6 protein-coding genes are annotated in these 11,396 nt (G+C 60.0%); 3 read left to right on the forward strand and 3 right to left on the reverse strand.

Annotated elements, in window-relative coordinates; all coding sequences use genetic code 11:
• Positions 1-4: 4 nt before the first annotated feature.
• From AC3I65_RS10530 to AC3I65_RS10540, 3 genes are all read right to left on the reverse strand, one after another.
• Positions 5-1,570 carry an MFS transporter gene (locus AC3I65_RS10530; RefSeq protein ID WP_188251643.1) on the reverse strand — a complete coding sequence of 522 codons (1,566 nt, stop codon included), beginning with the start codon at positions 1,568-1,570 and terminating at the stop codon, positions 5-7.
• A complete protein-coding gene (locus tag AC3I65_RS10535; protein WP_488523701.1) occupies positions 1,567-3,132 on the reverse strand; it encodes an efflux transporter outer membrane subunit in 1,566 nt (521 codons plus the stop codon). The genes AC3I65_RS10530 and AC3I65_RS10535 overlap by 4 nt, the downstream gene beginning before the upstream one ends.
• 199 nt (positions 3,133-3,331) lie before the next feature.
• Positions 3,332-3,709 (reverse strand): response regulator transcription factor, encoded by a 378-nt coding sequence (locus AC3I65_RS10540; protein ID WP_107321664.1) that lies wholly within the window; start codon positions 3,707-3,709, stop codon positions 3,332-3,334.
• A gap of 493 nt (positions 3,710-4,202) precedes the next feature.
• On the opposite strand from AC3I65_RS10540, the gene AC3I65_RS10545 reads away from it, so the two are divergent.
• The 3 genes from AC3I65_RS10545 (at position 4,203) to AC3I65_RS10555 (ending at position 11,201) form a co-directional block, all read left to right on the forward strand.
• Positions 4,203-9,671, forward strand: a complete 5,469-nt coding sequence (locus AC3I65_RS10545; protein ID WP_488523702.1) for a trifunctional serine/threonine-protein kinase/ATP-binding protein/sensor histidine kinase — start codon at positions 4,203-4,205, stop codon at positions 9,669-9,671.
• Positions 9,672-9,849: 178 nt separating this feature from the next.
• Positions 9,850-10,458 carry a lecithin retinol acyltransferase family protein gene (locus tag AC3I65_RS10550; protein ID WP_139050502.1) on the forward strand — a complete coding sequence of 203 codons (609 nt, stop codon included), beginning with the start codon at positions 9,850-9,852 and terminating at the stop codon, positions 10,456-10,458.
• A 92-nt stretch (positions 10,459-10,550) separates the two neighbouring features.
• On the forward strand, positions 10,551-11,201 hold the full coding sequence (locus AC3I65_RS10555) for a response regulator transcription factor (protein WP_488523703.1): 651 nt from the start codon (positions 10,551-10,553) through the stop codon (positions 11,199-11,201).
• The last annotated feature ends 195 nt before the right edge of the window (positions 11,202-11,396 follow it).

Genomic DNA, 11,396 nt, shown 5'->3' on the forward strand with positions numbered 1-11,396 from the left:
TGGGTTACCCGTGTGAGGAGGAAGGTGACGGGGCTACTTGCGTGACAGGCGGGGGGATGCAGGTCAGCCGCAGCACGAGAGGAATCAGCAACAGCGCGAGCAAACCCAGTACGCGATAGGCGTCGGCGATCGACAGCACCAGCGCCTGCTGGCTGATGATGCCCATCAGCTGTGCCGGCTCAGGCGCAACCGCAGAGATGTTGCTGACCAGGGCGGTTTGGTCCAGCAACATTTCCCCATGGAAACGACTGCGCACGGTGATCAGTTGGGTGACCGCCGCCGCGCCGATCAGCGAGCCGAAGGCGCGTAGCGTATTGATGGTGCCGGACACATAAGGTCCTTCGGAGGGCTGTACCACGCTGGTGATCAGGAACAGCATCGACACCACCGCCATCGGTTGCCCAAGGGCTTGCAGTGTTTGCGCCAGGACGAACTGGTCGCGATTCCATTCGCTGGTCAACTGCGCGCCGCACAGACACGCCAGCGCGATCAGCAGCAGCCCCAACGCGAATACCACGCGGGCATCAACCCACTTCTGGTACAGCAGCAGCGCCACCAACGGCCCAAGGATCAGTTGTGGCAGCGCGACGATCAGGCCGATGGACGCCATCTGCAACGGTCGATACTGCTGAAGCGGGGTGAGATAGCTTGCCGGTAACAGTGAACTGGACATCAACACTACCAGCAGGGAAACGAACAGCGTGCAGCCCAGTCCCAGGTTGCGGCGTCCCAGGATTTGCAACTTGATGAACGGTGAAGGGTGATACCACTCGCTCACCAGGTAGATAGCCAACAGGGCCAGGCCAGCCACTAGCGATGAGATGATCAACGGCGAATGAAACCAGTCCAGCCGTACACCTTGATCCAGGGCGATGGCAATCAGGCCGAGCGCCGGTACACCGCAAGCCATGCCGAACCAGTTGGCCTGTGGAAAACGGTGCTGCTGGATGGATTCCTTCGGCAGGCCCCAGGCGATCAGGCATCCCGCGATGAGCGCCAGGGGAATGATTTGCCAATACACCCACCGCCAATCATTCAGACCATCGGTCCAGTGTCCGGTCAACCAGATGGACAGATTGGGCGCGAAGGTCGCGGTCATCGCATACAGCGCCAAACCATATAGGCGGATGGGCGGTGGCAGGAATTTCAGGGCCGCCATCATCAGCAACGGAATCGTCGTGCCGCTGGCAATGCCTTGCACAAAACGCAAGGCCAGCAGCAGGTCCAGGTTATGGATCAAGGGCAGGATTGCCGCCAGCAGTGCACAGATGCCGAGCATCCACAGTTCCAGGCGTCGTACTGAAAGGGTAATGGCGAACCAGGCTGAAAAGGGCATGGCAATCAACTCCCCGGCACTGTACGCCGTGGTTAACCACGAGCCGTCGTCGAAGCCCAGGCCCATGGCCCCCCTGATGTCAGCCAACGCCAATGCGCCGACCCGGATATTCAACCCAGCCATCATCGCGGCGATGAAAATCCCCAGCAGACCCACCAGCGGACGTTTTGAAGGCGTGGCCTGGGGGGCTATGCTGGCCGTGACGGTTGCTGGCAACAATGTGGCGCTGTTCATGGGGCGGCCCTTGAGCGAGCTGAGCGAGGCGAGACACGGACCAGCGGGTCATCCGATGAAGACGCGGGCGACTCATCGATGCTCGCTTGCGGCGTGCTCTGCAGTCTCGCCGCCTCCCAACCACCCCCCAGCGACTTGTAGAGATTGACCACGGTGAGCGTGGCGTCGGTTGCGCTGGCATTGAGGTGGGTCTGACTGGCAAGCAGGTTGAGTTGCGCGGTCAGCACGCTCAGATAGTCGGCTGCACCTTGTTCATAGCCTCGTTCGGCGGCACGTAATGCCTGCCGGTTCTGTTCATAGGAAACCAGCAAATCCTCGTGCTGGCGCTGTTGGGCAGCCCAGGCATCCAGGGCATTGTCCACCTCGTGCCAGGCTCGCAATACGGTATGCCGATAGGTGATCGCCGCCGTTCTTTGCCGTGATTCGTTCAAGGCCAGGCGTTGCGTCAATCGTCCGCCCTGGAAGATCGGCAAGTAGACCGTCGGGCCGATGGAAAAAACACGGGAGTCCCAACTGGAGAGATCACCGCTTTCGAAGGCTTCCACGCCGATTCGACCTTTGAGCCCGATACGCGGGTAAAAGTCAGCCTTGGCGACACCGATGGCTGCGGTAGCGGCATGCAGCTGCGCTTCGGCACGCTGGATGTCGGGGCGTCGGTGAGCCAATTCGGAAGAGACGCCAACCGGAACGTGGGTTGGAAGCGACGGCAAGGGCATGGCTTGACGCAGTTGTACATCCAGTGCGCGGGGCTGCTCTCCCAGCAGCAACGCCAGTGCGTTCATCTGTGCATTGCGTTGTTGGGTCAGTTCGGGAACCGTGGCCTTGATTGTCGCCAATTGCGCGCGAGCGGACGAGGTTTCGAAGCGCGTGGCAACACCATTGCGCTCACGGCTTTCGGCAAGCCCCAGCGTGCGCTCGGCAATCGTCAGGTTTTGCTGGGCGATGTCCAGTTGCGCCTGGGTTCCGCGCAATTGCAAATAAGTTCTGGCCACTTCGGCGGACAAGGCTACCCGTGCGGCTTCGCGATCATGGATGGTGGCTTGCAGGGTCGCCGCAGCGCCCTCGCGCCCGCGTTGCGCTCGGCCCCAAAGGTCGATTTCCCAACTGGCATCGAAGCCTAGTTGCCAGAAATTGCCGGGGCCCACAGGCGCACCCAGCGCGGCGAACTTGCCATGTTCGCTGAGCCTCTCACGGGCGTAGCTGGCGTTGGCATCCACGCTGGGTAACAGGCGCGAAGAGGCGATGCCCAGTTGCGCTCGGCTTTGTTCAATGCGTTCGCCGGCTATCTGTAAATCAAGATTGCCCGCTTGGGCACGCGATTGCAGTTGGGCGAGTAACGTGTCGTTGAACAGCAACCACCATTGGGAGGGCACTGCCGCGTCGGACATGGGGGCGACATTCGCGTGTTCTGGCCGCGGTGCCAGCTCTACGGCCCTCAGCCCGCTTTCCGGTTTCATGAAGTCGGGGCCTGCCGTACAACCGGCCAGGGACAACACGCCAAGCGTTGCGATTGCGCTCGTGAACTTCAGGATGCGTGGGGGTGACTCTCTGAAAGCCGACATTGCCTGTTCCTGAAAGGTTGCAGCGTTGCCCGGCGAGCGTGCGCCATGGCGTCGATAAATCTTCGGCAGCGACGTGCTCGCTGTGAATTCATGTTATTGACGCGGGCGTGCAGGCGCACTTCTACATGGGTTCAGCAAAGCCATACCTCAGTGGCGGGGAGATATACGAAGGTATGGAGGGGCGAGGGGCTTACTGGGATCAGTGCCGTTGCAGCACAGCAGTTTCGATGCAGCCTAACAATCGGCCGGCTTCACAGGGTTTGGGCAGGCAGGCAACCAGTCCCGGTGTGTCGGCACCCAGGTGCGGGTAAGCGGTAATGAATATGGTGGGGATCTGAAAACCCATCGCGTTCAGTTTTTCGTGCAACTGCACACCGCTCATTCCCGGCATCTGGATATCGGAAATCAGGCAGTGCGTCTCTGCGAGGGTGTTGGCGTCGAGGAACGCCAGGGCGTTGCGATAGGTTTGGACTTGATAGCCGCTGGAGCGCAACAAGCCTTCCAGAGCTGTCCGAACGGATTCGTCATCATCCACGACGGCTATCGTCGCGGTATTGCGTTTTGGGGTGTCGTGCATAGTGGGTCGCTCGTGACAGCGCCTGTCGTCATTACACGATACGCGGTCTCGAAGGGCGTAAAAGTATACCTACGTATAGCGTGTTAAGACTAAAGGCTCGACGTTGGCCTGATTCGTTCACTCACGGTCGGCGGCGCGTAACCCAGGGGATACTTGCACTGTACCCGGGTACAACTGACCTCGGCTGGTTGCCTGCGTAGACTGGCGCCCATCGCCGGGTGCAGATTCGCCACCGCCGGTCTGCGCGCATTGCCGATTAATCCGCTGTCGCTCAATGAAATCACTTGAAGGGCTTTGATGAGGCGCTAATCTAGGCTTTGACAACACGACCCGTTCTGGATCCCGGTACAGCCTCATCAACGGTCCTCCAGCCAAGCCACGGAAGCCGCCCCACGCGACGACATCGGCACTTGCGATATGACACAGGACGACAGCCCAACGGCAGCGTGCGGCCTATAACACAACTGATTGATCCGTGCCGATGGATAACCACATGCAAGTATTATGGGACGATGGCGAGCGAATTTTCTGTCGCGAATCACGACTGGGCGTAGAGGGCGATCGCAACGTCCTGATAGCGCGGCCTGCCGCCGAACAACCGCCTCCCGGCTGTATTGACCGTCTGGCTCATGAGTTTAGTCTCAAGGATGAACTGAACAGTAGCTGGTCGGTGCGGCCTCTGGAAATGGTGCGCGACGGCACCCGAATGCAGTTGGTGCTCGAGGATCCAGGGGGCGAACCGCTTGTGCAGTTGCTCAACGTCCCCATGGACACGGCAATCTTTTTACCCCTCGCCGTGAGCATCGCCTCGGCGCTGGGCAAGCTCCACCAGTGCGGCCTCGTCCATAAGGACATCAAGCCCAGCCATATCCTGGTGAACTGCACCGACGGGCAAGCCCGGCTTACCGGCTTTGGTCTTGCCTCGCGGCTGCCGCGGGAGCGGCAGGCGCCCGAGACCCTGGCCGGTACGCTCGCCTATATGGCACCGGAGCAGACCGGCAGGATGAATCGCTCGATCGATTCGCGCTGTGATCTCTATTCTTTCGGCGTCACGCTGTACCAGATGTTGACCGCCTCGTTGCCGTTCACGGCAGCCGATCCGATGGAGTGGGTACACTGCCATATCGCCAAAAAGCCCTTGTCACCCCGCGAACGGGTCGCCTCTGTTCCCCAAATGCTTTCTCGGATCGTCATGAAGCTGCTCGCCAAGACCGCCGAGGAACGTTACCAGACGGCCGCCAGTGTCGAGCATGATCTGCGACGGTGCCTGGCAGACTGGCAGCAGTTGTGCCAGATCAATGTCTTCGTCCTGGGCGAGCAGGGGGCATCCGAGCGGCTGCTGATTCCGGAAAAGCTCTACGGGCGTGAGCGTGAGGTCGCTACCCTGGTTGCGGCGTTCTCCCGGGTCGTTGAAAGCAGTGCACCGGAGCTGGTGCTGGTCACGGGTTACTCCGGTATTGGCAAGTCCTCGGTGGTCAATGAGCTGCACAAGGTGCTGGTGCCGCCACGAGGGCTTTTTGCCAGTGGCAAGTTCGATCAGTATCGGCGTGACGTTCCCTATTCAACGCTGGTGCAGGCTTTTCAGAGCCTGGTGCGCACGCTGTTGGGCAAGAACGACACGGAACTGGCGAGCTGGCGTGACGCTTTGCTGCAAGCGCTGGCTGCCAATGCGCGGCTGATGACCGATCTCATTCCCGAGCTCAAGCTGATCATCGGTGAGCCACCGCCGGTGCCGCCGCTTGATCCTCAACAGGAGCAACGCCGTTTTCTTCTGGTGTTCCGGCATTTTATTGGTGTATTTGCCCGCCAGGAGCATCCGCTGGCGCTGTTTCTCGACGATCTGCAATGGCTCGACGCTGCCACGCTCGACCTGCTGGCGGATCTGTTGACCAGTTCGGACGTGCGGCATTTGATGCTGGTAGGGGCATACCGCAGCAACGAGGTGGACGCCTCGCATCCGTTGACTGCCAAACTCGAGGCCATTCGCCGCGCAGGTGGCAAGATCGGTGAGATCTCGCTGGCGCCGCTGGGCAACGTGCATGTCGAGCAACTGATCGGCGATGCGCTTCATGACGAACCTGAACGCATCGAGCCCTTGGCGCAGTTGGTTCTGGATAAAACCGCCGGCAACCCGTTCTTTGTGATCCAGTTTCTGCAAGCATTGGCCGATGAGCAACTGCTGACTTTCGATCATGAAACTCGGCAGTGGTGGTGGGACCCCGATCGTATTCATGCCAAGGGCTACACGGACAACATTGTGGACTTGATGGTTGGCAAACTGGTTCGCTTGCCGAGCGAAACGCAAGATGCGTTGCAGCAGCTTGCCTGCCTGGGCAGCGTCGCCGGGTTCAAGGCGCTGTCCACCGCTCTGGGCGTGCCCAAGGCTCAGGTCCGCGCGCTTTTTTGGGAGGCGACTCGCCAGGAACTGGTCGAGCGGCGCGACGGTGGTTATGGGTTTGTTCACGATCGTATTCACGAGGCCGCTTACACACTGATCCCCGCCGACTTGCGCGCCGCTGCTCACTTGCGTATCGGTCGGCTGCTGGTGGCGCAAACGTCCGCTCAGGAGCGCGAGGAAGCGATTTTCGAGATCGTCGGCCAGCTTAATCGCGGCGCTGCGTTGCTCACTGACCAGGACGAGCGAGAGCAACTGGCGGCGTTCAACCTGATGGCCGGTCAACGGGCCAAGGCGTCGACAGCCTTTGCTTCAGCGCTCAACTACCTCACCGCCGGGGCGCAGATGCTGGGCGACGATGCCTGGGGGGCTCACCATGAGTTGATCTTCGCCCTGGAACTCAACAGGGCCGAGTGCGAGTTTCTCTCCGGGCAACTGAGTGTCGCGGACGAGCGCCTGAGTGCGCTGGCCAAGCGTGCTGTGACGGTGATCGAACGCGCCAGCGTCGCTTGTCTGCTAATGGACGTCTACCTGCTTCTGGATCGCAGTGACGGTGCGGTCGCTGTCTGTCTCGACTACCTGCGACATGTGGGGATCGTATGGTCGGCCCATCCGAGCGACGATGACGTGCGCCACGAGTATGATCGAATCGGGACTTTGCTGGGAGAACGGACCATTGAGGAGCTTATCGATTTGCCTCTGATGGAAGACGCGACCGCCCTGGCGACCCTCGACGCGCTGGGCAAGCTCTTCGCGCCAGCCTTGCAGAGCGAAGCGAACCTGGCGGACCTGTTGATCTGCAAGGCGGTCAACCTGAGTCTTGAGCATGGCAACTGCGATGCGTCCTGTGTGCTCTATGCCAATTTGTTCAGGGTCGCTGGTAGACGTTTCGGTGATTACCAAGTGGGTTTGCGGTTTGGTCAGCTGGGCTGCGAACTCGTCGAAAAGCGCGGTCTGACGCGATTCGAGGCCAGCACGTACTTGTGCTTTTCCTGCTTTGCCGTGCGCTGGATGAAGCCTGTGGAGCAGTGCCGAGACCTGTTGCGCCGCTCGTTTGTGGCGGCGAACCGGATCGGTGATCTGCCCTATGGCGCCTACGCGGGCAACAACCTCACCGCTGATCTGCTCTTCGCCGGTGAGCCGCTGGCCGGTGTACAGGACGAGGCCGAACGCGGCCTGGCCTATGCCAGGAAGGTGCGCTTCGGGCTGGTGACCGATTTCATCCTCACGCAATTGGCGTTGATCCGGATGCTGCGAGGGTTGACCCGCGGCTTCGGCCGCCTGGATGGCGGCCCGTCAAACGAAATCGACACCGAAGCCCACTTGTCCAGCAACCCGGATCTGGTATTGGCTGAGTGTCTGTACTGGGTCCGAAAACTGCAGGCCCGCTATCTGGCCGACGATCCTGTATCGGCCCTTGAGGCGGCCACCAAAGCGCAGCGTTTGCTCTGGGTTTGCCAGGCGTTCTTTGAGGAAGCCGAATATCATTTCTATGGCGCCCTGGCGCGGGCCGCCTGCTGTGACAGCGCCCCAATGGATGAGCAGAGGCAGTATCTGGTCGCGATGGCCGCCGATCACCGCCAGCTCCAGACCTGGGCGCAGCAGTGCCCGGAGAACTTCGCGAGTCGCGCCGCGCTGGTCGGCGCCGAAATTGCCCGGGTCGAAGGGCGCGTGATCGACGCCGAGCTACTCTACGAGCAAGCCATCGACGCCGCGCAGCAGAGCGGTTTCGTGCATATCGAGGCGCTGGCCAATGAACTGGCGTCGCGCTTCTACGCGGCGCGCGGCTTTGCCAAGGTCGCTCGCGTCTATCTGCAGGACGCCCGTTACGGTTACCTGCGCTGGGGGGCCGAGGGCAAGGTGCGACATCTGGAGAGCAAGTACCCGTCGTTGAGCACTGAAGAACCTGCGCTTGGGCCGACGACGATGACGACTCTCGTCGACCACCTTGATCTGGCCACGGTTCTCAAGGTCTCCCAAGCCGTGTCGGGAGAAATCGTCCTGGAGAAGCTGATCGACAGGATCATGTTCACGGCGATTGAACAGGCTGGTGCCGAGCGTGGGCTGTTGATTCTCCCGGACGGCGGTGAGTACCGGGTAGCGGCGCAGGTCACCACCGGCGGCGACACCACACAATTGCACGACGTTGCGGTGAGCGCGACGCTGTTGCCAGAGTCGATCCTTTATCACGTCCTGCGCACCCAAGAGACCGTTTTTCTTGATGATGCGCTGGTTGCCGGGACGTTTGCCGAAGATCCTTACATCCGTCAGCAACAAGCTCGTTCTATTCTCTGTCTGCCCTTGATGAATCAGGCTAAGCTCGTCGGCGCGCTCTACCTGGAAAACAACCTTGCCGCCCGCGTGTTCAGCCCGACCCGGATCGCCGTGTTGAAACTGGTGGCTTCCCGGGCGGCAATCTCGTTGGAAAATGCCCGGCTTTACCGCGAGGTCGCCGAACGCGAAGCGAAGATCCGGCGCCTAGTGGACGCCAACATCATCGGGATTCTGTTCTGGAATGCCGAGGGCGACATCATTGAGGCCAATGATGCGTTCCTGCGCATGGTGGGCTATGCGCGAGAGGACCTCACCTCGGGCCGTCTGCGCTGGAGAGACCTGACCGTACCGGAGTTTCTCGAACTCAGCGAGCGCTCGTTGGCCCAGGCGCTGCTGACCGGGCAAGCCAGTCCCTATGAGAAGGAATATTTCAGGAAGGATGGCAGCCGCGTGCCGGTCATCGTCGGGCTGGTGACGTTCGAAGCCAGCAGCAGGGAAGGGGTCGCCTTCGTGTTGGACCTGACCGAGCGCAAGCTGGCGGAGGAAAAAATCCGTGAGAGCGAGCGTCGCTATCGCGAGGTGCAAACCGAACTGGCCCACGCGAACCGCGTCGCGACTATGGGGCAGTTGGTTGCCTCGATCGCCCACGAAGTCAATCAGCCGATCGCTGCGGCCATTCTCAACGCTGATGCCGCGCTGCGCTGGTTGAACGCCCAACCACCGGAGATCGAGGAGGTCCGGCAGGTCCTTGGTCGCCTGATCGTCGATGCCAATCGAGCGGCGGATGTGCTTGGCCGCATTCGCGGGCATATCCGCAAGGCGCCGCCGCAGAAGGGGTTGGTGGATATTAACGCTGCGATCAGCGAGATGATCGAATTTACCCGCAGTCAGATCATCAAGAGCGGTGCTTCAATACAGACGCAATTGATGGACGGTATGCCTTTCATCGAAGGCGACCGTGTCGAGCTGCAGCAGGTGTTGCTCAACCTGATCATGAATGCGTTGGAGGCGATGAGTGCTGTCGGCGAAGGTGAACGGCAGTTGCTGATCCGCGCGGCGCCGGGCGATGGTGGAAACGTGGTCGTGAGTGTGAGCGATTCAGGGCCAGGTTTCGCCTCGCAGAGTACCGATCTGGTTTTCACTTCGTTCTATACCACCAAGCCCACCGGTCTGGGGTTGGGATTGTCAATCTGTCGTTCGATCATCGAGGCCCACGGCGGTTGCCTGCGGGCGCACGCAAACCAGCCTCGGGGCGCCACTGTGCAATTCACGCTGCCCATCGCTCAGCAATGAAGGCCATACCCAGCTTTGTCAGCGCCAACATTGGGCTGACAACGGCCTGCCTAACAGGTTATTCATACTTAGGTTTAAAGACCGTATATAAAGAGGTCACTTAAACCAATCGCATGTACAAATGAAGCGCCGCCAGCCCCGCGATAGAGTACCGGTCAAGGGTTGCGGAGTATTCAACATGAATCATTTAACGCTCAACACCGTTGATAAGTTGTCCTCGCTACGCTCGTTAGTACTGATTGGCATGGCACTGTTAACGACGAGCGTTTTCTACCGCTTGAGTGTGCCGCTGCCTGAACGTCATCTGTGTTCCGCAGCCCGTTACGGCAGCAATCTGCCTGGGCGCATGGTGGATGTCCCGTTGAAGCTGGTCGATATCGAGAGGTCCGCAGACAGCATACCCGTCGGTGCGCATTTGATCAGTCCGCGCCGATTCTATATCCACCATGGAATTTATCTGGGCGGCGGAGAGGTGGCTCATTACTCGGGTTTCAGCAGCTCGTTTAGATCGGGTCCTATCGAAGTGACTGATCTGGAACACTTCGCTCTGGGCAAGCCGGTCTGGCGGTTTCAAGAGCAATGCAACTATTCCAGCCGTGAGATCGTTGATCGGGCGCGTTCAAGACTCGGTGAAAACCGCTATCGGGTGTTCTCCAATAACTGCGAACACTTTTGCAGTTGGTGCATCAGTGGAGAAAGTTACAGCGCCCAAGTCAGTGCTTACTTGCGTCGACCCCGAGATGTATTGGCGTTGATTGATGCATTGAAACCACACTTTATTGCATAGTTTATTGCTCTCCGAGCGCACCCGCCGGGGCGAACTCTGCAAGCAAAAACGCTGTGCTACACTTTTTTCGTCCCCTCCCAAGAGGATCGTGCATGAATGGCAATTCCTCGTCAGATGAGCCGGGCAGCCAGGGTTCTGTTGTGTTTGTGGTGGATGACGATGCCTCCATGCGTGAGGCGTTAAGTAATCTTTTGCGCTCCGTCGGCATCCGTGTCGAGACGTTCGCCTCCACGACGGAGTTTCTGCGTCAACCCAGGACAGCGGGCCCCAGTTGCCTGGTGCTGGATGTCCGGCTCCAAGGCAGCAGTGGCCTGGATTTCCAGAGCCAGTTGGCCGCCTCCAACGCCAGTATCCCCATCATTTTCATTACCGGTCACGGTGACATCGAAATGTCGGTCAAGGCCATGAAGGCCGGCGCCGTGGATTTCCTGGCCAAACCCTTTCGCGAACAGGATCTGCTGGACGCTGTAACTGCCGCGCTTGAGGCCGACGTTCGGCGGCGCGAGATCGAACAGCAGTTTGCGGACCTGCACAGTCGCTATGCAACGTTGACCACCCGCGAAAAAGAGGTGATGGCCCTGGCCGCCAAGGGCCTGATGAACAAGCAGATTGCCGGGCAGATGAACCTCAGCGAAATCACCGTGAAAATCCACCGCGCCCATGCCATGAAAAAAATGCAGGCCAAGTCTTTCGCCGACCTCGTTCGGATGGCCGAGTCTTTGGGTACCGCGCAAGGTCGTTGACCTGCGCCAGCGCATCCCCCCTTCGGTGCCGGTTCAAGATCGCACGCCGTCTGTCTTGAATGCCCCATCCTGTCCGTATTGAGGTGAAAACACCGGCCCCACGCTGGCACTAACCCGTGGTTACGTTGTCAGTACTTGGCGTCTGTAGCGGCGAGGATCGACCCAGATAGCTGCACGTCAGCGACATGACGCACT

It is taken from the genome of Pseudomonas sp. N-1-13 (genome assembly GCF_057787095.1).

What these genes read in the sequence shown, in the direction of transcription:
- AC3I65_RS10535 (WP_488523701.1), bottom strand. Translation starts at nt 3,132, where the DNA reads ATGTCGGCTTTCAGAGAGTCACCCCCACGCATCCTGAAGTTCACGAGC.
- AC3I65_RS10545 (WP_488523702.1), top strand. Translation starts at nt 4,203, where the DNA reads ATGCAAGTATTATGGGACGATGGCGAGCGAATTTTCTGTCGCGAATCA.
- AC3I65_RS10530 (WP_188251643.1), bottom strand. Translation starts at nt 1,570, where the DNA reads ATGAACAGCGCCACATTGTTGCCAGCAACCGTCACGGCCAGCATAGCC.
- AC3I65_RS10540 (WP_107321664.1), bottom strand. Translation starts at nt 3,709, where the DNA reads ATGCACGACACCCCAAAACGCAATACCGCGACGATAGCCGTCGTGGAT.
- AC3I65_RS10555 (WP_488523703.1), top strand. Translation starts at nt 10,551, where the DNA reads ATGAATGGCAATTCCTCGTCAGATGAGCCGGGCAGCCAGGGTTCTGTT.
- AC3I65_RS10550 (WP_139050502.1), top strand. Translation starts at nt 9,850, where the DNA reads ATGAATCATTTAACGCTCAACACCGTTGATAAGTTGTCCTCGCTACGC.